Raw genomic sequence first — 22,972 nt, 5'->3', positions numbered from 1 at the left:
GGACGCGGCGGCGGCTTAATAGCCCCGGCTCTCCCCGCCCTCGACCAGCGCCACGCCGCTCGAGGTGCCCAGGCGGCTCGCTCCCGCCTCGATCATCTTCCAGGCGTCCTCGCGGGTGCGGATGCCGCCGGCGGCTTTGACCTTGGCCCGGCCGCCGGCCACCTCGGCCAGCAGCCGGACGTCCTCGAGGCTGGCCCCGCGGGGCCCGAACCCGGTCGAGGTCTTGAGGAAGTCGGCCCCGCCGGCGAGCGCCGCCTCGGCGGCCCGGCGGATCTGCGCCTCGTCCAGGTAGCCGGTCTCGAGGATCACCTTGAGCACCGCGTCCGGGGCGGCCTCGCGCACCGCCCGCACGTCGGCGGCGACCGCGTCCCAGTCGCCGGCGAGCGCCCGGCCCACGGGGATGACCATGTCGAGTTCGTTGGCGCCCTGGCTGACGGCGAGGGCGGCCTCGGCGGCCTTGACCTGGGAGGCGTTCGCCCCCAGGGGAAAGCCGATCACCGCCGCGACCCGCACGGGGCTTGAGCCCAGGGCCTTCCTGGCGGTGGTCACGAAGCCGGGGTTGACGCAGACAGCGTAGAAGTAGTGCTCGTCGGCCTCGCGGCAGAGGCGTTCAATGTCGGCCGGCGTGGCCGTGGGTTTTAAGAGGGTGTGGTCGATGTACTTGGCGAGCTCGGTGTCCATGCTTCCATGCTACACGCCGCCGTTAGCGGCCGGCTGCGGCGTAGGCGCCGTTGCCGAGCATCTCCAGGATGCCGGCGGCGATGCCCTCGGCCAGCTTCTGGCGGTAGTCGGCGCGGGCGAGCAGGCGGCCCTCGGTGGGGTGGTTGGCGAAACCCACCTCGACGAGCACCGCCGGGATGCGGGCGTAGCGCAGCACGTAGAAGGGGGCCGAGTGCACCCCGCGGTTCTTGGTGCCGGTGCGCGCGATCAGCTGCTCGAGGATGTCGTCCGCCAGCCGGGCGGAGAACTGCAGGTTCCCCTGGGCGATCAGGTCGGCGAGCGCCGCCTCGGCCGTGCTCTCGGCCTTCTGGGTGAGCTTTTCGCCGAGCTCCCCGCCGCCGTTCTCGGCGATGGCCAGCGCCAGGGTGCGCGGGTCCAGGGTCTTGCCCAGGTAGTAGACCTCGATGCCGCGGGCGGGCCGCTCGGCCGAGTTGACGTGGATGGAGACGAAGAGGTTGCGGTTGCCGTTGGTCATCTTGGCCCGCTGGTTGAGGTCGAGCAGCTTGCGCTCGTCGAAGTCCTTGACCGACTTGGGGGCGAGGTCGTAGTCGCCGTCGCGGGTGAGCACCACCTCGATCCCCCGGGCTTCCAGGATCTTCTTGACGCGCAGGGCGATGTCGAGGGTGACGACCTTCTCCTTTACGTATCCGACGGTTCCGGGGTCGGGTCCGCCGTGGCCCGGGTCGATGACCACCACCGGGGCCGGAGGCTTGGGCTTGGGCGGCGGCGCGGCGCGGCCCGCTTCGGGTTGCAGCACGTCGATCACCAGGCGGAAGCGGCCTTCGGGGCCCTCGAGCACGAAGGGTTTCTTCGCCGTCGCTCCGGGGCGCAGGTAGAGGCGCACCTCGGCCCCCTCCGCGGAGGGTTGCAGCTCCACCCGCTCGACGGCGGCGTCGCCTGGGCGCAGCGTCTCGGGAGCCTTCACGCTCAGCCCCAGCGTCACCCGCACGAGCGCGCCGCTGCGCTCGGTTGCGTAGGCGGTGCCGACGGGCAGCTCGAAGACGAAGCGGGTGAACCCCTCGTCGTCGTGAGCCGCCCAGCGCATCCAGCCAGGGCTCGCCCAGGCAAGGGCGGAGAGGAGCAGGACCAGGGAGGCGAGGGCGCGCATCTCCCGCGATTATAGCCAGAATGCGGGTGAGAACGCAGCGGTTCCAGATTCGATGGTAAACGCGTCCCTAGCCGCTAGCGCCTGAGAAGTGTAAGAATGGCGGAGTGTGCTCCGATCCGGAGCGGAAAGGGGGCAAGCCGTGGACTACCTAACGGAACTGCAGGCGGGGATCACCGCGATCGTCTTCTTCCTCGTCGGCCTCGCCATCGTCTTTGTGACGATCGGGATCGCCCGCTTGCTGGTCGGGGTGCGCCCGAAGCCGCCGGGCAAGCTCGACGCCTACGAGTCCGGGGAGATACCCATCGGCGACGTCAACCTGCGGTTCAACGTCAACTACTACATCTTCGCGCTGCTCTTCCTGCTCTTCGACGTCGAGGCCGCGCTGCTCTTCCCGTGGGCGGTGGCGTACGACAAGCTGGGCTGGCTGGGCTTCTTCGAGGCGGCTATCTTCATCGGCATCCTGGCGATGGGGCTGGTCTACGCCTGGCGGAGGGGGGTGCTCAAGTGGGTCTACTAGGTTCGGACGAACGACCGCGCGACATCATCTTGGGAACGCTGGACGACCTCATCAACATGGCGCGCAGCCGCAGCATGTGGCCGCTGACCTTCGGCATCGCCTGCTGCGCCATCGAGATGATGGCCACCTGGGATCCGAAGATCGACGCCGACCGCTTCGGGATGTTCTTCCGCAACACCCCGCGGCAGGCCGACGTGATGATCGTCTCGGGCACGGTCAACAAGAAGCTGGCCAAGCGCCTGCGCCGCCTCTACGACCAGATGGCCGAGCCCAAGTGGGTCATCTCCATGGGCGCCTGCGCCAACCAGGGCGGACCCTTCCGCCAGGGCTACTCGGTCGTCGAGGGCGTGGACAAGATCGTTCCCGTGGACGTCTACATCCCCGGCTGTCCGCCGCGGCCCGAGGCGCTTCTGCAGGCGCTCCTGCTCTTGCGCGACAAGATCGCCGACCGCGAGCTGCGCTATCAGAAGCCCCGTGAGATCCCCACCGACTACGACGTCCTGGCCGAACCCGGCAAGGACGGGCGGCTTCCGGTGCTCTAGGAGGTGGCCGTGGAAGCGAGGATGAAGCAGGAACGCCTCTTCGACGAGGACGTCTACACGGTCCACCCCGAGGACTACCGGGCGCTGTGCGAGCGGCTCGCGGCCGCGGGGTACGACTTTCCCCGGGCGATCAGCGGCATCGACATGGGCTACGGTCTGCGCGTCACCCTGCAGCTGACCCGGATGAAGGACCTGGCCAAGGTGACGGTGCGCACCGACGTGCCCTACGACGACCCCGTCGTGCCCTCGGTGACCGACCTCTGGCCCGGCGTCGAGTGGTATGAGCGCGAGGCCTACGACATGCTGGGGATCCGCTTCGCGGGGCACCCCGACCTGCGGCGCCTGCTGCTGGAAGACGAGTGGGAGCTGCACCCCCTGCTTAAGCGTTTCGACACCGGCGGCTACCCCGTGCCCGGCTGGGAGGCCAAACCCTGGCCCGACCCCGAACCCTGGGCGCCGCCCCCGCCGCCCGAACCCGAGGACGCGGGCGAGGCGGGCGAAGGAGGTGAGGCCTCGTGAGCACGATGAGTCTGGAACCGGTGCCCGGCCGCAGCGACGAGATGATCGTCAACATGGGGCCGCAGCACCCCGCCACCCACGGCGTGCTGCGGGTGGTCCTGGGGCTCGAGGGCGAGCGCATCACCCGCGCGGTCCCGCACATCGGCTACCTGCACCGCAACCACGAGAAGATCGAAGAGGCCCGCAGCTACCCCCAGGTGATCGCCTACACCGACCGCATGGACTACGTCTCGGGCACCCAGAACGAGCTGCCCTTCGTGCTGGCGGTCGAGGACATGCTGGGCATCGAGGTGCCCGACCGGGCCAAGAAGATCCGCACCATGTTCTTCGAGCTCTACCGTCTCGCCAGCCACCTGGTCTGGATGGGGACGGCGATGCTCGACCTGGGCGCGATCTCGCCCTTCCTCTACACCTTCTGGGACCGCGAGATCATCCTGGGGATCGTCGAGAAGACCGCGGGCGCCCGCATGCTGCCCAACTACTACACCTTCGGCGGCGTCCGCCGCGACGTCCACCCCGACTTCTTCAAGGACGTGGCCGACTTCCTCGACCACATGGAGCGGCGGATGGTGGACTACGAGCACCTGGTGCTCGAAAGCCCCGTGGTGCACGCGCGCACGATCGGCGTGGGCGTGCTCAGCAAGGAGCGCGCCATCGCCCGCGGCGTCAGCGGCCCGGTGCTCCGCGCCAGCGGCGTGGCCTACGACGTGCGCAAGGCCTTCCCCTACGACGCCTACCCCGACGTCGAGTTCGAGATTCCCACCTCGCCGGACGGCGACACCTACGCCCGCTTCTGGGTGCGGTTCCAGGAGATGTACCAGTCGATCCGCATCCTGCGGCAGCTGGTGGAGCTCACCCCCAAGACCGGGCCCTACAAGGGCAAGGCGCCGGCCCGCATCAAGCCCCCGGCGGGCGAGCGCTACCGCGCGGTCGAGAACAGCCGCGGTGAGCTGGGCGTGCTGGTGGTCTCCGACGGCACCGACAAGCCCTACCGGGTCAAGCACCGGGGGGCGGCCTTCTCGAACCTGCAGATCGTGCCCGACCTCTTCGTCGGCGCCAAGTTCTCCGACGCCATCGCGATCCTGGCCTCGCTCGACCCCGTCTTCGGGGAGATCGACCGATAGGAGGTGCACCGGTGAGCCAGATCCCCATTCCCGAAGACCGGCACTTCCGCCCGCGCCTGCTCGGCTACGACCCCCAGAAGAGCCGGCCCTGGCTTGAACGCACGGTCTATTCCGCCTACGTCTTCGTCTTTTGGCTGATCGTCATCGGCACCTACGCCGGCGTGCCGGCGCTCTTCGGAGCGCTGGGCTGGGACAGCGGCTGGGGCTTCGTGCTGATGCGCGCCCTGCAGGTGGTGCTGCTCTTCCTGCTCTCGGCGGTCATCGCGCTGCTGCTCATCCTGCTGCTGCGCAAGTACCTGGGGAAGGTGCAGGAACGCTACGGCCCCATGCACTACGGCCCCGCCGGCGGCATCCAGACCGTCTTCGACGCGCTGAAGCTCCTGGCCAAGGAGGACTTCGTGCCCGCGGCGGCCGACGTCCTCACCTTCCGGCTGGCGCCGGCGATCACCTTCGTGGCCAGCTTCGCCATGTTCGCCGTCGTCCCCTTCGCCTCCGGCTGGGTGCTGGCCGACACCAACGTGGGCCTGATCTACCTGATCGCGGTCTCCACCCTCAGCGCCTACGGCGTGCTGCTGGGCGGCGTTTCCTCGGGCAACAAGTGGGCCCTGATCGGCGCCTTGCGCGCCGGCGCGCAGATGGTCAGCTACGAGATTCCGCTGGCCCTCGTCTTCCTGACCGTGGCCGTCTGGAGCGGGACGCTCTCGCTGGGCGGCATCGTGGACGCCCAGCTGGGGCTGTGGAACTTCCTGCCGCTGGCGCTGCCCTTCGTGCTCTACGTGATCGCCAGCCTGGCCGAGCTCAAGCACATCCCCTTCGACTTCCCCGAAGCCGAGTCCGAGCTGATCGCCGGCTACAACGTCGAGTACTCGGGGATGAGCTTCGCTTTCTTCTTCCTCGCCGAGTTCGTCGAGCTCTTCCTGCTGCCGGCGTTGATCGTCGTCTTCTTCTTCGGCGGCTGGCACGGCCCGCTCTTCGGGCTCGAGCCCGGCAGCCTGGCCGCGGGGGCGCTCGAGAGCCTCTACTTCACGGCCAAGACCGCGGTCTGGGTCTGGATCTTCCTCTGGATCCGCGCCACCCTGCCCCGCTACCGCGACGACCAACTCATGGAGTTCGCCTGGAAGGCGATGATCCCCCTGGCCCTCTTTGGACTGGTACTGGCGGCCTACCTGCGCCTGATCTGGAGGTAAGATGAGCCTGCTTCAAGAAGTCTGGCAAGCCGTGAAGGCCATCGGTACCGGGATGGCCACGGTGCACAAGCGCGTCTACGAGGAGGCGCCCACCGAGTTCTACCCCTACGTCAAGCCCGACCTGCCGCCGGTCTCGGTGCAGTCGCTGGCGCTCGTGGAGAACGAGGACGGCTCGGAGCGCTGCATCGTCTGCCTGCAGTGCGAGCGCGCCTGCCCGGCGCAGGTGATCACCATCGAGCGCCACCGCAACCCCGAGGGCAAGGGCTTCCTCATCGACCGCTTCGACATCGACCTGGTCAACTGCATGTACTGCGCCGCCTGCGTCGAGGCCTGCCCGGTCAGCTCGATCGTGACCATCCAGGACTTCGAGATGTCCACCTACGACCTGCAGACGCTCAAGGCGGACGTCGACTTCCTGCACGAGCAGGCGCGCCGCGCCCGGCAGTGGTACAGCCCCAAGTTCGGCGTGGAGATCCGCACCGAGGACGGCCGCATCGAGAAGGCGCCGCCGGAGATGCAGCCCGGCGGCCTGGCCGAGATCCTGAAACCGGCGGAGGAGGTGGACTCGTGAGCCTGACCGCGTTCTACGCCCTGGCGGCCTTCGTGCTCGTCTTCGCGATCCTGGCGGTCACGACGGCCAGCATGGTGCGCGCCGCCCTGAGCCTGGCGATCACCTTCTTCCTGATCGCGGGGCTCTACCTGCTCCTGGGCTCGCCGGCGCTGGCGGCCATCCAGTTCATGGTCAACGCTTCGGCGATCCCGATTATGACGTTGTTTATCATCATGATGACCCAGTCGCGCACGAGCGCGGGGCCGCGGAGCTGGCAGATCGTCGCCGGCCTGCTGGCCGCCGCCGCGGCCCTGGTCTTCTTCAAGGGCAACGTCGGCCACGGGGACGGCCAGATCACCCCGGTCAGCCCCGAGACGCTGGGCGTCAACCTGCTGCAGGCGGCGCTGCTGCCCTTCGAGGTGGCCTCGGTGCTGCTGCTGCTGGCGATGGTGGGCGCGATCGTCCTCGCCCGAAGGAGGGCCGGCTGATGGTGACGCTCGGACACTTCCTGTTGCTTTCCGGCCTCTTGATGGCCATCGGGCTCTACGGCGTGCTCACGCGCCGCAACCTGATCGCGGTGCTGATGTCGGTCGAGATCTTGCTCAACGCCGCGGCGCTGGCGTTCGCCAGCGTGGCCGCCTTCCGCGACCCGAGCCTTTTCGCGGGGCAGGTCTTCGCGCTCTTCATCATCGTGGTGGCTGCGGCCGAGCTGTCCATCGGCTTCGCGATCCTCTTGAACGTCTACCGCACCCACGGCGCCGTCACCGACGACGCCATCAGCGAGATGCGCGGATAAGGAGGCGAACGTGAGCTACGTTGAACTAAGCTACTGGATTCCGCTGCTGCCCGCGCTGGGGTTCGTGCTGCTCATCCTCTTCGGGCGCTCGCTGCCGGGCCGGAGCTCGGGCTGGATCGCCACCGCGGTCATGGCGGTCGCGGCCGTGCTCGCACTGGGCCTCCTGCGGGACGTCATCCTCGCCGCGCCGGGCTGGAACCTCGCCGCGTTGCTCGGCGGCAACCACGGGGAGGCGCTGGCCAAGGCGGGGTCGCCCGACTTCCCCTTCCGGCTCGAGTGGACCTGGCTGGCCATCCGCGGCGAGGCCGGGATTCCCCTCGTCATCTACATCGACGCGCTGGCGGCGGTCGTCACCGCGATGGTGGCGCTGGCCTCGCTCTTCATCCATCTCTTCTCGATCGGGTACATGCACGGCGAGGAGCGCTACTCCACCTTCTTCGCCTACCTGCAGCTCTTCAGCGCCGCCATGCTGGCCTTCGTGCTGGCGGGCAACTTCTTCCACTCGCTCCTCGCGTGGGAGGTCATGGGCCTGATGAGCTACCTGCTCATCGGCTTCCTCTACAAGAAGAAGACCGCCCAGCAGGCGCAGAAGAAGGCCTTCATCACCACCAAGCTGGCCGACCTGGGCTTCATGCTCGGCCTCTTTTGGCTCTACCTGCTCATCGGCAACTTCGACCTCGCCGACCTGGCCAGCGAGCAGACCCTGGCCATGATCGGGACCGGCGCCGCCGCAGCGGTGGGGCTGCTCGTCTTCGTCGCGGCGATGGGCAAGAGCGCCCAGTTCCCGCTGCACGTCTGGCTTCTGGACGCCATGGAGGGCCCCACGCCGGTCAGCGCGATGATCCACGCGGCGACGATGGTGGCCGCCGGCGTCTACCTGACCGGCCGCTTCTACCCGCTGCTCATCCACGGCGAGGTGCTCTGGGTGGTGGCCTGGGTGGGGGCGATCACCGCACTGTTCGCGGCGGTGCTGGCCCCGGCCTTTGCCGACGTGAAAAAGATCCTCGCCTGGTCCACGGTCAGCCAGCTCGGCTACATGTTCCTGGGGCTGGGCGTCTTCGGCTGGGCGGCGGCGATGTTCCACCTGCTGGCCCATGCCTTCTTCAAGGCGCTCTTGTTCCTGGGCTCGGGCTCGATGATCCACGGAGCCAAGACCCAGGACATCTTCGAGATGGATCGGCTGAAGAAGTACATGCCCTGGACCTACTGGACCTTCCTGATCGGGGCGCTGGCGCTGATGGGGATCCCGCCCTTCGCCGGCTTCTGGTCGAAGGACCTGATCCTCCACGCCGCGGAGGAGCACGCCCGCTTCCTTTGGCTGGTGGGCCTGGTCGCGGCCTTCTTCACCGCCTTCTACACCACCCGCATGATCGTGATCGCCTTCCACAAACCAAGGACGGCCAGTCCCTGGAAGGCCGCGGCCTGGACCCAGGGCGCGCCCTGGCTCAACCTGGGGCCGGACGAGGCGGAGCCCGACCCCAGCCCCCCCGAGGGGCACCATCCGCACGAGTCGGGCGCCGAGATGATCACCGCGCTGGTGGCCCTGGCGGTGCTCAGCCTGCTCGTGGGCTTCTGGGGCAGCCCCCTCTTTGGCTACGGCCTGCTCACCCTCGTTTACTGGGGTGAGGCGCCCGAGCTGCTGCCTGCGGCCAAGCTGATGGGCGGCTACGTCACCGGTACGCTCGTCGCCCTGGCGGGCGCGGGCCTCGCCGTCTACTGGTACGCCGCCGATCCGCTGCGCCAGCGCGCGCCGCTATGGCTCACCCAGGCGCTGCAACGCCGGCTCTACCTCGACGAGTTCTACTACCGCGTGCTGGGGGCGCTGGCGCAGGCGCCTACCTATGCGCTCGAGCTCTTCGACCGCTACGTGGTGGACGGCCTGGTCGACCTGGTCGGCTACCTGAGCCTGGTGGCCTCGTCCTTCCTGCGCCACCTGCAAAGCGGCCGCTTCGCGGTCTACGCGCTCTACATGCTGCTGGGCGCGTTGGCGCTCTACGTGGGAGGTGTGCGGTGACCCTGATCCTGATCTTCCTTCCCATCGTGGCCGCGGCCTTCGTGGGCCTGCTCGACGACCCGCGGGCCGAGGCGGCGAAGCGCACCGCGCTGGGCGTCGCGCTCTTCACGCTGATCGCGAGCCTCGGGGTCTACCTGGCCTACCCGGTTTCGTTCGGCGGCTTCGTCAGCGAGTTCAAGCTCGCCTGGCTGCCCCTCGTGGGTTCCAGCCTCCACGTGGGCCTCGACGGGCTGAGCCTGCCCTTTATCGCCCTCACCCCGCTGCTCACCGCGGTGAGCGTGCTCGCCAGCTGGCGCAAGACCGACAAGGGCTTCTTCGCGCTGATGCTGCTCCTGCAGGGCGCTTTGGTGGGCGTCTTCGCAGCACTCGACCTGATCGTTTTCTTCGTCTTCTTCGAGCTCGTGCTGGTGCCGATGTACTTCATGATCGCGCTGTGGGGCTACGAGCAACGGCGCTACGCGGCGGTCAAGTTCCTGATCTACTCGCTGGTGGGCTCGGTCTTCATGCTTGCGGCCATGCTGGCCACGGCCTATCTGGCCGCGCCGGCGCTGGGCCGGGTCAGCTTCGACTACCTGGATCTGGTGAGCGTGGCCGGCTACCTGGCGCTCTTGCCGGCGGCGGGCTGGCTCTTCTGGGGCTTCGCACTGGCCTTCCTCATCAAGCTGCCGGCGGTGCCGCTGCACACCTGGCTGCCGCACGCGCACACCCAGGCGCCCACCGCCGGCTCGATCTTCCTGGCGGGGCTGCTGCTCAAGATGGGCGGCTACGGTCTGATCCGCTTCAACCTGGCCCTCTTCCCGGGAGAGCTCGAGCGCTTCGCGAACCTGCTCGCGGTCGTGGCCCTCGTCTCCATCGTCTACGGCGCCTACGTCACCCTGGCCCAGCGCGACCTCAAGCGCCTGATCGCCAACTCCTCGGTGAACCACATGGGCTACGTGCTGCTGGGCATCGCCTCGATGACCGCGGTGGGGCTGCACGGCGCGGTCTACCAGATGGTGGCCCACGGCGTGATCACCGGCCTGATGTTCCTCATGGTCGGCCTTCTGGCCGACCGCACCCACACCCGCGAGATCGCGGCGATGAAGGGCGTGTACAACGCCGCCCCCATCCTCGGCGGCGTCCTCTGGCTGGCCCTCTTGGGCGGGCTCGGCCTGCCCGGTCTGGCGGGCTTCCTCGGCGAGTTCCAGAGCCTCTGGGGCGGCTTCCTGGCCGACGTGACCCGGCCCTACGTCTGGGTCGCGGTCTTCGGGATCGTCATCCTCGCCGGCGCCATGCTCTGGACGATCCAGCGGGTGCTGCTGGGTAAGGCCGAGGGGGCGCTCGACGATCTGAACCCGGTCGAGGTGGCCGCGGCGGCGCCGCTCGTCTTCCTGGCGGTGCTGCTCGGCCTGGTTCCGGCGGCGCTGACGCCCTGGATCGACGCGGGGGTCCAGCCCCTGCTCACCCTGGTGCAGGAGGTGCTGAAATGACGCTCGCAGTCATCGTACTGCTCGCCTTCGGAGGGCTGGTGTTGGCCCTGCTGGCCCCCAACTTCGACGACCGCCCTGCGGCCATCGGGGCGATCAGCGGCACCGTCTTCGGCGCCACCCTGATCCTGGGTCTGCTCGCGGCGCAGGAGTCGGGCGTGCTCTACGGGGCCGTGACCCTGGGCCCGCTCACGGCCGCGTCGATCGTCCTCCTCAGCCTGGTGGGCCTGCTCGTGGCCGCCGGGGCGACGATCCGCGGGGGCGGCTTCGCCCTGGGCAGCGGCGAGGTGCACGCGCTGGTGATGTGGGGGGTGCTCGGCGGGATCCTGCTCGTTGGCTCGGCCCACCTGCTGATCTTCTACCTGGCGCTCGAGCTCTCAGCCTACGCGACCTACGTGCTCGTGGGCTACGACCGCGAGCGCCGCTTCGGCACCGAGGCCGCGGCCAAGTACATGATGCTCGGCTCCGTGGGTTCGGCGCTGCTGCTCTTCGGCATGGCCCTCGTCTACGCCGAGACGGGCAGCCTGGGCTACGGCGGCATCGCCGCCGGCCTCGCCTACCAGACCAGCGGGCTGGCCCTGGGCGGCCTGGCGCTGATGCTGGTCGGCCTCGGCTTCAAGCTCGCCTGGGTGCCCTTCCACGCCTGGGCGCCCGACGCCTACCAGGGGTCCTTCCCGCTGATGGCCGGCTTCCTCAGCACCGCGCCCAAGACCGCGCTGGCGCTGGGGCTGGCGGTGCTGCTCGCCCGCGCCTTCGGCGGCGAGGGTTCGGTCGTGGCCGGCTGGATCGGCGGCCTGGCGCTGGTCTCGGTGGTGCTCGGAAGCCTCTGGGCGCTGTTGCAGACCGACCTCAAGCGTCTGCTGGCCTACTCCACCATCGTGCACATGGGCTTCTTGGGTCTGGCGCTCTCGACCGCCTCGCTGACCGGTTTCACTGCGGTGGGCTACTACCTGGTCGCCTACATCGTCACCAGCCTGGGCCTCTTCTTCGTGCTCGAGGCGCTCGAGGCCGGGGGGCTGCCCTCCACGCTCGAGGCCTGGAAGGGGCTGGGTCGCCGCAACGCCCTCGTGGGCGTACTCGTGGCCGTCTTCGTGCTCTCGCTCGCGGGGGTGCCGCTGCTCGCGGGCTTCCTCGCGAAGCTCTACGTCTTCGCGGCGCTGGCGCAGGCGGGCGCCTGGGCCGCCCTGGTCGTGGCCGTGGTGATGGTCGTCTTCGGCTACTACTTCTACTTCCGGGTGCTGGCCGCGGTCTTCCTGGACGCCCCGGCGGAGGAGGCGCCGGCGCTGGACTTCTCGCCCACGGCGCTCAGCCTGGTGGTGCTGCTGGCGCTGGCCGTGGTCGTCCTGGGCGTCTGGCCGCAGCCGGTGCTCGACTGGCTCAAGACGGCGATCGCCGGCCTCGTCTGAGCTTTTCTGAACGCAGTCCGAGCCGGGCTTCGGCCCGGCTTTACCTTGGTTTCACGCCCTTCACCCGGCCGCCCGGTAGGCTGGGGCCATGAAACGCGCCGGGCTGCTCCTCCCGTTGCTGATCCTGCTGGCCGCGGCCAGGTTCGCCGCGCTCTCGATCGAGCCCTACGGCGACCAGGTCTTCGACCTGGCCACCGGGGTGACCACCCTGCCCCAGGGCGGGGTGATCCGCGACAACGCTAACGACCTGAGCATCGACGCCGAGTACGTGGAGTACAAGGAAGACGTCTACGTGCTCGCGCGCAAGGCCAAGAGCGAGGCGGGGAAGGTGCGCTTCGCGGCCGAACAGCTGCGCTACGAGCTGCCCGAGGATCGGGTGCAGCTCGAGGGCGGTGTCGTCCTCGACACCCCCCAGGTCAAGGCCCTGGAGGCGCGCAGCGCCTGGATCTTCCTTGGCGACGGGGTGGCCGTGCTCGAGGGCGGGGTGCGGGCGATGAGCCCCGAGCTGGAGGCGCAGGCGATGGTCAGCGACTACCGCACCGGTGAGGCGTTGCTGCTCGCGCCCTACCGCTACCGCGACGCGGCGCTGGGGGTGACGTTGTCGGGCAAGAACCCCGAGAAGCCGCTCTACCTGAAGTTCGACGCCGAGACCGGCGAGGTGCGGGCGAGCAGCAAGCTGGACCCCGAGGTGCGCAGGCGGCTGTGGGCCTTCCTCGCGCGGACGGAGCCCAAGGAAGCCCCGTAGAATAGGCGGCGTGAACCCCAAGCTACTGCTGGCCCTCGCCGCCCTGGCCGCGGGTCTGGCCTGGGCGGGCCCCTGCGCGGACGCCGACGTGGTGCTCGAGGTCGAGCGCCCCCCGGCGGTGCTCGGCGGGGCGGAGTTCCAGCTCGACGGCGACGTCCTGACGTTTTCCGAAGGCGCCTGCCTGGAGGCCGGCGGCGCGGAGATGACCGCGGCGCGGATCGTCTACGACCGCGCCGCGGGGGTGCTGCGCGCCGAGGCGGTGGCGGGCGGCTTCGCCGGCTGGGCCTTTCGCGCCCCGCGCCTGCTGGGGGAAGGGGAGGCGCTGGTGCTCGAGCAGCCCGTCTTCGAGCGCGGCGACGCGGTGGTGCGCGCGGCCCGGGCGCGCTTCGAAGGGGGCCGGGCCGAGCTTGCGACCATCGAAGCGCGAACCTCGCGCTACCGCTTTAGCGCCGCCAGCGGCCGGCTCGCAGGCGAGGTCTTCACCGCCGAGGAGGTGCGGAGCACCCCCTGCAAGTGCGGTAACGCACTGGAGCTGGCCGCCCGCCGCGCCACCTTTCGCTTCGAGGACGAGGAGCTCGTCCTGCAGCAGGGCACCTTCCGGCTCTACGGGGCCGCCCTGGCGCGACCGGAACGCCTGCGCCTCGAGCTGGACCAGCCGCTCGATCTGCGCTTTCCGCTGCGCCTCAGCTACGGCGCCGGCTGGAACTTCGGCGTCGAGGGGCTGCCGCTGCCCGCGCCGGACGAGGCCTTCGGCCGCTGGAACACCCGGCTGACGCTGCTCGCCGAAGGCGTGGGCGGCGCGCCTGCTCCGGGCAAGACCGAGGCCGTGCGCTTCGCCGTCGAGCACGCTTCCGGGGGGCGCCGGTTGCGCTTCGGCCTGCGGCCGGCGCGCACCTGGGACGGTGCGGCCTGGCGCCGGCGGGTCGAGCCCGACGTTCGCCTGAGCGACGGCCCCCTCGACTTCCGCATCGGCTGGTCGGCGACGCTGAACCGCTCCGTGGCCGCGTTCACGCTCGCCCGCGCCTACGACCTGGGCGGGCTTCGGCTACGCCCCTTCGCGCGGCTGGCCCACGAGGAGCAGACCGGCCTGGCCGCGGGCGCGGACGGACGGCTGGTGGCCGCTGACCGCAGCTTCGGGGGCTTGAAGCTGCGCCTGGAGCTGCCCTACCTGCTGGCGTTCTACCCCGACGCCGCTCCCTACGCCTGGGGCGGCGGGCGCGCCGAGCTGCGGTACCGGGAGGGGTGGCGGCTTTGGGCCGAGGCCTACGGCATGCGCGGCCGGCCGCGCTACGGCTACGAGGCGCGCACGGCGCGCGAGGGTGCGGGCTTCGAGGCGGGCCGCACGCTGCGGGTGTCGGCAAGTTACCGGCGCGCGGTGCGCTACGACCTGGCCGCAGGTGCGGTGAGCCGCGAGGAGCGCAGCTACGCCGCCCGCCTGGACTACGACGCCGCCTGGGGGACGCTCGCGGCCGCGTGGCGCCGGGAGCAGCGACGCGACGGCGCGGGCGCGCCGCTCGGTGGCGACGAGCGCTGGACGCTGGCGGCCACGCGCGCGGAAAGCGAAGCGGAGCTCGCCTGGTGGCGCGGCTGGGACGCCGCCGGGAACCCCGGCTACAGCGAGCTGCGGCTGGCCTACCGGCCCGCGGCCCCCGGCTGCGCCGGCGGCTGGACCCTCGCGCCCTCGCTGGGCTGGGACCTGCTGCGCGGCCGGGTGAGCCGGGCGGGGCTCGAGCTCACCCTCAACGACTGCTGCTTCGCCTGGACCCTGGGTTACCAGGGCGTCTTCCTGCCCCAGCGGCCCGGGGAGGCCGCGGGCCACCAGGTGCGCTTCGGCGTCAGGCTTCGTTAGCGGGTTCGAGGCGGTGCACCCGCGGCCGCGGGTCGAAGCTCGCTTCCTCAGGAAGCAGGCGACGCTTTTTCGCGCGTGCGTAGGCGCGGTCCCACAGCTTGCAGTGGGCGCAGACCGCGCCGGTGGTCACCGAGCCGCAGCGCTCGCAGCGGCGCAGCTCGACCTCGCCCTCTTCCAGACCCTCCCGCAGCACCGGCTGCACCTTCTTCAGGTACTGCTCGAGGAAGACCTGTTTGGTGCCGGGCATGCGGGTTTCGAGCCGGTTCAGCACGTCTTTGTAGAGCAGGCTCTTGGCCCCCTCGGCGTGGGGGCATTCCTCGTGCTGGTATTCGATGCCGGCCAGGAAGGCGTAGGCGGCGACCTCGCGCTCGGTAAAGCTGTAGAGCGGCTTGATGCGCCGCGCCAGCCCCTCGCGCCCCTCGAGCATCGGCCCCTGGCGCACCAGCGCGTCGAGCTGCCAGTGGCTGACGTTGCCCAGCAGGGTGGCCGCCTCGTCGTCGAGGTTGTGGCCGGTGGCCACGACGTTGAACCCCTCCTCCTCGGCGACGCGGTTCATCAGGTAGCGCTTGGAGAGGCCGCAGCCGCTGCAGGCGGCGCGGCCGGTGGCCTGGGCGAGCTGGGGCACGGTGAGGCCGAAGCTCTCGCGCACGTCCACGACGATCAGCTCCAGCCCCCGCTCCGCGGCGAAGGCGCGGGTGGCCTCGAGCGCGCGCCGGGAGTAGTCGCCGATGCCGAGCTGGATGTGGAGGCCGGTGGCCGCGTGGCCCAGGCGGGTGAGCGTGTCCCAGAGCACCAGCGAGTCCTTGCCGCCGCTCACGGCGACGAGCACCCGGTCCTCCTTGCGGATCATCCGGTGCCGCTTGAGGTTGCGCCGCGTCTCGCCGACGAACCACTCGCGGTAGTGCTCGGCGCAGAACGCCCGGTTGCGCCGGCGCACCTCCATCTGCGCGGGGGCGCCGCAGACCGAGCAGTTCACGCGCCGCCCCCGGAGATGGCGCGGATCACCTCGACGGTGGCGTCGTCCTCCACGCGCGTGTCCAGCGTGAGCAGTTCGCGGCCCCGGGCGACGATGACGCCCTCGGGGTCCATGTCGAGGCGCTCGAGCAGCTCGCGCACCGTGAGCGGCCCCTCCAGCTCGCGTTCTTCCTTGTGCGGCGTGCGCAGAATCACCTTCACGGCCGTACCTTAGCACAGCAGCGGCGGCGGAAATGAAAGCGGGACGCCCACGGGCCTCACCCCGGCCCCCGATATACTTAGCCATGGATTCTCAGGCGTACCGGCGGTTGTTGGCGGTGGCGCGCGGCGAGGTGGAGCCCGACCTGGTGCTTGCGAACGCGCGCGTGATCGACGTCTTTTCCGGGCGTGTGGCCTGGGGGCACGTCGCCCTGGCGGAGGGGCGCGTCGCCGGCGTGGGCGACTACGCGGGCCCGCGCACCGAGGACCTGGAGGGTCGTTACCTGGCCCCGGGCCTGATCGACGCCCACGTGCACCTGGAGTCGAGCATGGTGCGCCCCGCGGAGTACGCGCGGGCGGTGGTACCGCGCGGCACCACGACGGTGATCAGCGATCCCCACGAGATCGCCAACGTGGCGGGAACCGCCGGCGTCCGCTACCTGCTCGAGGCCAGCGAGGGGCTGCCCCTCGACGTGCTCGTCAACCTGCCGAGCTGCGTGCCCGCCTCGCACCTTTCCTCGAGCGGCGCCCGGCTGGCCGCCGGCGACCTGCTGCCCTTCCTGGAGCACCCGCGGGTGCTGGGCCTGGCCGAGTTCATGAACGTGCCCGGCGCAGTGAACGCCGAGCCCGACGCGGTGGAAAAGCTGCTGGCCTTCCGGGGCCGGCCGATCGATGGCCACGCCCCGGGGGTGAGGGGGAAGACGCTCGCCGCCTACGCGGCCGCCGGGCCCTGGGCCGACCACGAGTCGGTGGCCCCGGACGAGGCGCTCGAGAAGGTGGCCGCGGGGCTCTACGTCTTCCTGCGCGAGGGCACGGCGGCGCGGAACCTCGAAGACCTGCTGCCCGCGGTAACCCCGGCCACCGCCGCGCGCCTGGCCTTCTGCTCCGACGACCGTCACCCCGCCGAGCTGCTGGAGGAGGGGCACGTCGACCACATGCTGCGCCGGGCGGTGGCCGGCGGGGTGGACCCGCTGCTCGCCCTGCGCATGGCTACCCTGAGCGCGGCCGAGGCCTTCGGGCTGCGCGACCGCGGCGCGGTGGCACCGGGGCGTTGGGCCGACCTGGTGGCCTTCGAGGACCTGGAGGGTTTCGAGGTGCACGCCGTCTGGTTCCGCGGCCGCAAGGTGGCTGCGGCCGGGCGGTCCCTCTTTACGGCCGCGGCGGAGGCCGACGAGGCGGCCGTGCGTGGCACCGTCGCGGTGGAGCTTGCGGACCTCGACCTGGCCGTGCCGGTCCGCGGCGAGCGGCTGCGGGTGATCGTGGCCCACGAGGGGCAGCTGATCACCGACGAGGCGCGGCTGGAGCCCCGGGTCGAGGACGGCCTGGCCGTGGCCGACCCGGCGCGCGACCTCGCCAAGCTGGCGGTGCTCGAGCGCCACGGCAACGGGGGGCGCCGCGCGGTCGGGTTCGTGCAGGGGCTGGGGCTCGCGCGCGGCGCCATCGCCGGCAGCGTGGGCCACGACAGCCATAACCTGACGGTGGCGGGCATGGACGACGCTTCGATGCGCACCGCCCTGGAGGCCGTGGTCCGCGCCGGCGGCGGCTACGCGGCGGCGCTCGGGGACGAGGTGCTGGCCGTGGTGCCGCTGCCGATCGCGGGGCTGATCTCCGACGAGCCCATCGAGGTGGTGCACGCGCAGATGAACGCCCTGCTGGAGCGAGCGCGCGAGCGCCTGGGGGCCAGCTCGCGCGACCCCTTCATGCAGCTGGCCTTCCTGCCGCTGGAGGTGATCCCCCACCTCAAGCTCACCGACCGCGGCCTGGTGGACGTGGACCGCTTCGAGCTCGTGGACCTCTGGGTCGGACCCGCGGAAGGCTAGCTCCATCCCGGGCGACGAGGGGTTAGGTGTGGTGTCCTGTGTGCCGCGTCGTACGTGGCGCGTGGTACGTGATCAACCACATCCGGCGCGCGCGGTGCGACGTGCTGGGGTGTTTCCACGAATCGCGGGCCACGAGCTACAAGCTGGGGGTTTATTACCTCCCCCTCGGGGGAGGTGGCGGCGAAGCCGCCGGAGGGGGTTGTTCGTCGGGGGGTGGGGGGAGGCGGACCGGCCGCGAGCCGGCAACGAACGCCTTGCGTATCCAGCACCCTTTCCACCGATATACGACTCCCCGGGCGAACCCGCGAAGCGGGCGCGACCCGGGCCCATGCCGGGCGGTGACCGCCGTTCGGTGGCCGCCAGTCTGCCCTGCAACTTGCCCCTTAGCACGTACTACGTACCACGTGCCGCTGTTATCCGTCATTCCGAGCGAGCAAACCGCCAGGTTTGCCAGGCCCGGAATCTTGCTTGGTGCGGATGAGGGGCTGAGCGCTCGAAGTGCGGACTGCGACAACGGCGCGCCTGCTCACTCGTAACTCACAGCCACGACAAGATCCCCGATCTCACCGGCTGCGCCGGTTCGTCGGGGATGACGAGGAAGAGGAGGGGGTGGTCTGCTAACACAAGACCCCGGACCGCGCGGCCTGCGGCCGCTTGCCCGGGGTGACGAAGCTGCGTCGGCCCGTTCGGTCTACGTAGACACGGCAAGATCCCCGACCTCGGTGCTTCGCGCCTCGTCGGGGATGACGGAAGAAGGTCATGAGGTGGGGGAGTGTATGTGACGAAAGGGGCGAAGGAAACAAAGAAGGCACGTAAATGCCGGGTCTTCGGGGTTCTGGGATGGCGAAGAAAACGACCGGCGGGCTTCGTTTGCTACCCGCCAGGCCCTGCTCCTCCTGGCACAACTCCCACCTGCTTACCTGTTTCGTACCACGTACCGCACACCACGCACCGCCGTCATCCGTCATTTCGTACGAGCGGGCTGCGCGGCCCGCGAGAGCCGGAGTCTCAAATAAACTCGCGGTCGAGAAGTAGGTCGCTCAAAGAATGGAAGGTAACGACGGTGCATCGGTTTGCTTCCGCTTGGAGCACGCAACCATGGCAAGATCCCCGACCTCGGTGCTTCGCGCCTCGTCGGGGATGGCGAAGAGGGGGGGCGTAGGGTCTAGGGGGTGAGACGTGAGTGACGAAGGGGGGACGTGAAAGCGCCGGCTCTTCGTCTTCTTGGGATTGCGAAAGAAGGCCGGCGGGCTTCCGGCCTCACCCGCTACGGCCGGTTCCTCCTCTTTCAAACTCTTACCTAACCACACGCCGCGCACTTCGCACCACGCACCGCCGGTATACGCCCTTCCGGACGAGGGGGCCATGGGGCCCGCGAGATCCCGGATCAAGTCCGGGACAGGTCCGGAATCTTAAAAACGCGCGGAAGGAAAACCGACGGTTCGAAGCGCGGACGTTGACGGTGGCGCGCCGGTTCGCCCTCGCCTGGAGTACGCGGGACCAGCTGGACCGTAAACCTTGCCGCGCCGACGGCCGCCGGCGGCCGGGCCTGCGGCGGAAACGCTGATCGGGCTAGATCGAGCGTCGCAAGGGGGCCAGCGCCTCGAGCACGTCGGCCTCGTCAAAGGGCTTGCGGATGTACTGGACGCGGTTGCTGCGCACCCAAAGCCCGCGCGGGGGCTGCTCGCTGACGACCCAGAGCGGAACGTAGCGGCCCGCGGCGCTGCTGCGCAGCTGGCGCACCCGTTCCGGAAGCTGGTCGCCCTCGATCAGGACCGCCGAAGGGCGCTTGCGCTCGATCATGCGCAGGGCGCCCTGGGCGTCCGGGGCGATCAGGGTGCGGAAGCGTTCACGCTCGAGCAGCACGAAGAGCAGCCGCCGCACCAGGCTGGACTCGGCCCAGATGAGGACGAGCGGGTCCTCGGGGGCCACCGTCGCCGGACGCAGCAGCCCGCGGCTCTTGAGCTCGTAGAGCAGGTGGAAGGCGTGCTCCTCCGAGAGCCCCGCCTCGACCGCGAGGCTGCGGGCCCGGTGGGCGCCGTCGGCGATCTCGAGCAGCTGCCAGGCTTCGCGCGGCAGCGAGTGCCGGGTGGGGTCGCCCGCGAGGACGAGCACCTCGTCGGGCTCGACGCTGCCCCGGTGCCACTCGTCGAGGCGGCGCGCGGCCTCGAGCACCGCGGCGCGGGTCTCGAGCGTGTGCGGCAGCGGCACCTGCGAGGCGTTTTCGTCGGCTCCTTCGGCGACGAAGGTGCCCTCCTTCCAGCCCAGCATGGTGGCGATGGCCTCGATGACCTGGTAGAAGAGCGCCTCGCGCAGGTCCTGTTCGGTGATCATCTTGCGGCTGAGCGCCAGCTGCCCCAGGGGGGTGCCGGGGTTCTCGTTGCGCTGCAGCAGCACCAGGTCCTGCACCTCCTTGAGGCTGACGTAGCCGAGGCGCACCAGGTACTCGCCCAGGTGCGGCCCCGGCTCGGTGCGGGCGTAGACCATGCGGCCGATGTTCAGGTGGATGCGGCCCCAGCCCTCGCGCGCCTTGACCGTGACGATCGCCGAGCGCTTGGCGGCTTCGAGCGCCTTGAGCAGCTCGCCGAGGTCGAGTTCGCTGAGGGTGCCCTTGATCATGCGTCCTCGAACAGGCCCCGCGGCCCCTCGGGGGGCGGGAGGCCCAGGTGCTCGTAAGCGCGCGCGGTGGCCACGCGTCCCCGCGGGGTCCGCTGGATCAGGCCGAGCTGGATCAGGTAGGGTTCGTGCACCTCTTCCAGCGTCGCCGGGTCTTCGTGCATGGCGGTGGCCAGGGTCTCGAGCCCCACCGGTCCGCCGGCGAACTTGACGATCATCGTCTCCAGGATGCGGCGGTCGCGGGCTTCAAGGCCCAGCTCGTCGAGGCCCAGCGCGTCGAGGGCCTGACGGGTGCGGGCGAGCGAGACCACCGTCTCGCCGGCCACCTCGGCGTAGTCGCGCACGCGGCGGAAGAGGCGCTTGGCCACGCGCATGGTGCCGCGGCTGCGGCGGCCGATCTCGAGCGCCGCCTCGCGCTCGACGGCGATGCCCATCAGCCGGGCGTCGCGCTCCACGCCCTGGGCGAGCTCGGCCTCGCTGTAGAACTCCAGGTGCTCGACGATGCCGAAACGGCTGCGCAGCGGTCCCGAGATGAGGCCCGGGCGGGTGGTGGCGCCGATCAGGGTGAAACGCGGTAGGTCGAGCCTGATCGTGCGCGCCGCCGGCCCCTGGCCGATGACGATGTCGATCTTGAAGTCCTCCATCGCCGGGTAGAGGTGCTCCTCGGCGGTGCGGCTGAGCCGGTGGATCTCGTCGATGAAGAGCACGTCGCCCTCTTCCAGGCTGTTGGTGAGGATGGCCGCGAGGTCGCCCGGCTTTTCGATGGCGGGGCCCGAGGTGACGCGGATGTTCACCCCCAGCTCCGCGGCGATCACGTGGGCCAGCGTGGTCTTGCCCAGCCCCGGCGGGCCGAAGAGGAGCAGGTGGTCGAGCGGCTCGCCCCGCTGACGCGCCGCCTGCAGGTAGACGGCCATCTTGGCCTTGAGCCGCTCCTGGCCGACGTAGTCGTCCAGGCTCTCGGGGCGCAGGGTCAGGTCGAGCTCCACGGACCCATGATACCTTTCCGAATCCCCGGGGTTCCGGCGGTCCCCCTAACGCTCAGTGAAGGGCTAGGCTGAAAGACGATGGCCGACCGCGCGCTCCCGGCCGAACGGGGCGGGGGACTCCTCGCCTACCTCGACCAGAACTACGCCTCGCGCATCGCCAAGCACCTGCTGGCGCTGCCGGGACAAGAGGCCTTCGGCGAGGTCTGGGAGGCCTTGCTGGTGCTGGGCGACCGGGCGCTCGCGCCGCCGAGCCCGTTTCACGCGCTCGAGCTCCACGGCGGCTACCTGTTGCCCGCCTTCCGCAGGATGTTCGACCGGGTGAGCCAGGGGTTTTGGGTGCGGCCCTGGCCCGACGTGGTGCGCCGCCAGGTGGCGCGGGGCGGTCTGGCGCGGGAAGACTTCCTATGGCGGCGGGGGAGCTGGGAGGAACCCGCGGATCTCGCGCCGCTATGGGGCCTTTTGGACCTCGAGCTCGAGGGCGACTTTTACGGGAGGGCGGCCGCGGCGCGGGCCTGGGCGCGCGGGCGGCTGGGGCTCGCGCGGTCGGCCGAGGCGGCGCCCTTCTTCCAGCTTTTGGGTCGGCTGGTGGCCTTCCGCTCGCTCGAGCGCAGCCGCGAGGAGCGGGCCAGCGACCTGCTGGACGTGGTCATGGCGGCCACGGTCGCGCCCTACGTGGACGTGCTGGCCACCGACCGTTACCTGCGCGAGGCGCTGGTGCGGGTGGGCGCGGGGGTGCGGGCCTGGTCGGGCCGCAGCGGTGAGGTGCGGGCGCTGGCGCGCTGGCTGTTGAAAAGGTTGGATAAGCCGTAACGAAGGGAACTCGCGACGGTGTTCATCCAGCTGGGGCACCGTTTTCCTTACCCTTTTCCTCATTTCCCCGTACGAGCGAAGCGGGATCCAGGGTTTCGTGGGCGCCGACTCCAGCAGCCCTTTTCCCTCCTCCTTCGGACTAACCGGCGAAGCCAGTGAGAACGGGATCTTACCGTGGCGCCCCGCCCCCCGTCATCCCCGACGAGGCGCGAGGCGCCGAGGTCGGGGGATCTCATGGTTGCCGCGGGTTTCGAGTGAACCGACGAACCTCCTCACCTTCCATGCTTCGAGCGACCTACTTCTCGACCGCGAGTTTAAGATTCCGGCTCTCGTGGGCCGCGCGGCCCACTCGTCCGGAATAACGGATAGGGGCGGTGCGTAGTTTGTAGTTCGCAGTTCACAGTTCGTGGTGCGTAGTAGGTGGTGAAAGGGAGCTCGAAAGAGAAGGAGCGGGCGTAGCGGATGAGAACGGAAGCCCGCCGGCCGTTTCTTCGCGATCCCAAAGCCACGAAGACTCCCATGCTTCCGCGCCTCTTCAACTCCTGTTCTTGTACCCACCCCCTACACCCCACCCCCTACGCACTCCTGCCGTCATCCCCGACGAACCGGCGCAGCCGGTGAGATCGGGGATCTTGTCGTGGCTGTGAGTTACGAGTGAGCAGGTGCGCCGTTGTCGCAGTCCGCACTTCGAGCGCTCAGCCCCTCATCCGCACCAAGCAAGATTCCGGGCCTGGCAAACCTGGCGGTTTGCTCGCTCGGAATGACGGATAACAGCGGCACGTGGTACGTAGTACGTGCTAAGGGGCAAGTTGCAGGGCAGACTGGCGGCCACCGAACGGCGGTCACCGCCCGGCATGGGCCCGGGTCGCGCCCGCTTCGCGGGTTCGCCCGGGGAATCGGTTTTGTTGGGAGGTGCGCTGTGCCGGCCAGTGCGCGCAGCACCGGTTCGCGGTCTACCCATCTTTGCCCACTGCACCCCCATGCCATGCCGTTACCGGGACGGGTCAAGGCGATCCGCAGCCTT

The 22,972-nt window shown here is 70.1% G+C and carries 21 protein-coding genes; 15 read left to right on the top strand and 6 right to left on the bottom strand.

The window, feature by feature from the left end; all coding sequences use genetic code 11:
• Positions 1-15: 15 nt before the first annotated feature.
• Both deoC and HNQ05_RS10240 read right to left on the bottom strand, forming a co-directional pair.
• The gene (deoC, locus tag HNQ05_RS10245; RefSeq protein ID WP_147146289.1) at positions 16-681 is read right to left on the bottom strand and encodes a deoxyribose-phosphate aldolase; all 666 of its coding nucleotides are present in this window, start codon (positions 679-681) and stop codon (positions 16-18) included.
• 22 nt (positions 682-703) lie between these two features.
• On the bottom strand, positions 704-1,828 hold the full coding sequence (locus HNQ05_RS10240) for an N-acetylmuramoyl-L-alanine amidase family protein (protein ID WP_147146291.1): 1,125 nt from the start codon (positions 1,826-1,828) through the stop codon (positions 704-706).
• 139 nt (positions 1,829-1,967) lie between these two features.
• Between HNQ05_RS10240 and HNQ05_RS10235 the strand changes: the two genes are divergently transcribed.
• The 13 genes from HNQ05_RS10235 to HNQ05_RS10175 all read left to right on the top strand — a co-directional run bounded on the left by HNQ05_RS10235 (position 1,968) and on the right by HNQ05_RS10175 (position 14,543).
• The gene (locus HNQ05_RS10235) at positions 1,968-2,345 is read left to right on the top strand and encodes an NADH-quinone oxidoreductase subunit A (protein WP_147146293.1); all 378 of its coding nucleotides are present in this window, start codon (positions 1,968-1,970) and stop codon (positions 2,343-2,345) included.
• Positions 2,333-2,887: an NADH-quinone oxidoreductase subunit B gene (locus HNQ05_RS10230; RefSeq protein ID WP_147146295.1), complete on the top strand. Its 555-nt coding sequence runs from the start codon at positions 2,333-2,335 to the stop codon at positions 2,885-2,887. Before HNQ05_RS10235 ends, HNQ05_RS10230 begins: the two co-directional genes overlap by 13 nt.
• 9 nt (positions 2,888-2,896) lie before the next feature.
• Positions 2,897-3,406: an NADH-quinone oxidoreductase subunit C gene (locus tag HNQ05_RS10225; protein WP_147146297.1), complete on the top strand. Its 510-nt coding sequence runs from the start codon at positions 2,897-2,899 to the stop codon at positions 3,404-3,406.
• A gap of 5 nt (positions 3,407-3,411) precedes the next feature.
• Complete coding sequence (locus HNQ05_RS10220) at positions 3,412-4,530, top strand: NADH-quinone oxidoreductase subunit D (RefSeq protein WP_246104100.1); 1,119 nt, start codon at positions 3,412-3,414, stop codon at positions 4,528-4,530.
• Positions 4,531-4,541: 11 nt separating this feature from the next.
• On the top strand, positions 4,542-5,717 hold the full coding sequence (gene nuoH, locus HNQ05_RS10215; protein ID WP_221266939.1) for an NADH-quinone oxidoreductase subunit NuoH: 1,176 nt from the start codon (positions 4,542-4,544) through the stop codon (positions 5,715-5,717).
• Position 5,718: 1 nt separating this feature from the next.
• Positions 5,719-6,288: a 4Fe-4S dicluster domain-containing protein gene (locus HNQ05_RS10210; RefSeq protein ID WP_013457288.1), complete on the top strand. Its 570-nt coding sequence runs from the start codon at positions 5,719-5,721 to the stop codon at positions 6,286-6,288.
• Entirely contained in the window at positions 6,285-6,755 is a 471-nt protein-coding gene (locus HNQ05_RS10205) for an NADH-quinone oxidoreductase subunit J family protein (protein ID WP_147146301.1), read from the top strand. The genes HNQ05_RS10210 and HNQ05_RS10205 overlap by 4 nt, the downstream gene beginning before the upstream one ends.
• Positions 6,755-7,063 carry an NADH-quinone oxidoreductase subunit NuoK gene (nuoK, locus tag HNQ05_RS10200; RefSeq protein WP_147146303.1) on the top strand — a complete coding sequence of 103 codons (309 nt, stop codon included), beginning with the start codon at positions 6,755-6,757 and terminating at the stop codon, positions 7,061-7,063. The genes HNQ05_RS10205 and nuoK overlap by 1 nt, the downstream gene beginning before the upstream one ends.
• A gap of 10 nt (positions 7,064-7,073) precedes the next feature.
• Positions 7,074-9,077, top strand: a complete 2,004-nt coding sequence (locus HNQ05_RS10195) for an NADH-quinone oxidoreductase subunit 5 family protein (RefSeq protein ID WP_147146305.1) — start codon at positions 7,074-7,076, stop codon at positions 9,075-9,077.
• Positions 9,074-10,546 (top strand): complex I subunit 4 family protein, encoded by a 1,473-nt coding sequence (locus HNQ05_RS10190; protein WP_147146307.1) that lies wholly within the window; start codon positions 9,074-9,076, stop codon positions 10,544-10,546. Before HNQ05_RS10195 ends, HNQ05_RS10190 begins: the two co-directional genes overlap by 4 nt.
• Positions 10,543-11,949, top strand: a complete 1,407-nt coding sequence (locus HNQ05_RS10185; protein ID WP_147146309.1) for an NADH-quinone oxidoreductase subunit N — start codon at positions 10,543-10,545, stop codon at positions 11,947-11,949. The genes HNQ05_RS10190 and HNQ05_RS10185 overlap by 4 nt, the downstream gene beginning before the upstream one ends.
• 88 nt (positions 11,950-12,037) lie before the next feature.
• Positions 12,038-12,694 carry a hypothetical protein gene (locus HNQ05_RS10180; RefSeq protein WP_147146311.1) on the top strand — a complete coding sequence of 219 codons (657 nt, stop codon included), beginning with the start codon at positions 12,038-12,040 and terminating at the stop codon, positions 12,692-12,694.
• Positions 12,695-12,704: 10 nt separating this feature from the next.
• Positions 12,705-14,543, top strand: a complete 1,839-nt coding sequence (locus HNQ05_RS10175; RefSeq protein ID WP_147146313.1) for a hypothetical protein — start codon at positions 12,705-12,707, stop codon at positions 14,541-14,543.
• Here the strand turns inward: HNQ05_RS10175 and HNQ05_RS10170 are convergent.
• Both HNQ05_RS10170 and thiS read right to left on the bottom strand, forming a co-directional pair.
• Positions 14,530-15,519, bottom strand: a complete 990-nt coding sequence (locus HNQ05_RS10170; RefSeq protein ID WP_147146315.1) for a TIGR00269 family protein — start codon at positions 15,517-15,519, stop codon at positions 14,530-14,532. The genes HNQ05_RS10175 and HNQ05_RS10170 overlap by 14 nt on opposite strands.
• On the bottom strand, positions 15,516-15,719 hold the full coding sequence (thiS, locus tag HNQ05_RS10165) for a sulfur carrier protein ThiS (protein WP_147146317.1): 204 nt from the start codon (positions 15,717-15,719) through the stop codon (positions 15,516-15,518). Before thiS ends, HNQ05_RS10170 begins: the two co-directional genes overlap by 4 nt.
• Positions 15,720-15,802: 83 nt before the next feature.
• On the opposite strand from thiS, the gene ade reads away from it, so the two are divergent.
• The gene (gene ade, locus HNQ05_RS10160; protein WP_147146319.1) at positions 15,803-17,536 is read left to right on the top strand and encodes an adenine deaminase; all 1,734 of its coding nucleotides are present in this window, start codon (positions 15,803-15,805) and stop codon (positions 17,534-17,536) included.
• 1,572 nt (positions 17,537-19,108) lie between these two features.
• Here the strand turns inward: ade and HNQ05_RS10155 are convergent.
• Both HNQ05_RS10155 and ruvB read right to left on the bottom strand, forming a co-directional pair.
• The gene (locus HNQ05_RS10155; RefSeq protein ID WP_147146320.1) at positions 19,109-20,155 is read right to left on the bottom strand and encodes a DUF4388 domain-containing protein; all 1,047 of its coding nucleotides are present in this window, start codon (positions 20,153-20,155) and stop codon (positions 19,109-19,111) included.
• Positions 20,152-21,138, bottom strand: coding sequence for a Holliday junction branch migration DNA helicase RuvB (ruvB, locus tag HNQ05_RS10150; RefSeq protein ID WP_147146323.1), 987 nt, complete (start codon positions 21,136-21,138; stop codon positions 20,152-20,154). The genes HNQ05_RS10155 and ruvB overlap by 4 nt, the downstream gene beginning before the upstream one ends.
• A gap of 78 nt (positions 21,139-21,216) precedes the next feature.
• Here ruvB and HNQ05_RS10145 point away from each other — a divergent pair, with 78 nt between their 5' ends.
• Positions 21,217-21,948, top strand: a complete 732-nt coding sequence (locus HNQ05_RS10145; RefSeq protein ID WP_147146325.1) for a hypothetical protein — start codon at positions 21,217-21,219, stop codon at positions 21,946-21,948.
• Positions 21,949-22,972 lie beyond the last annotated feature (1,024 nt).

This window comes from Oceanithermus desulfurans (assembly GCF_014201675.1).
GTDB classification, from domain to species: Bacteria; Deinococcota; Deinococci; order Deinococcales; family Marinithermaceae; genus Oceanithermus; species Oceanithermus desulfurans.
The sequence above is the reverse complement of the archived record's forward strand: the minus strand, read 5'-3'. Positions and strand labels throughout refer to the sequence as shown.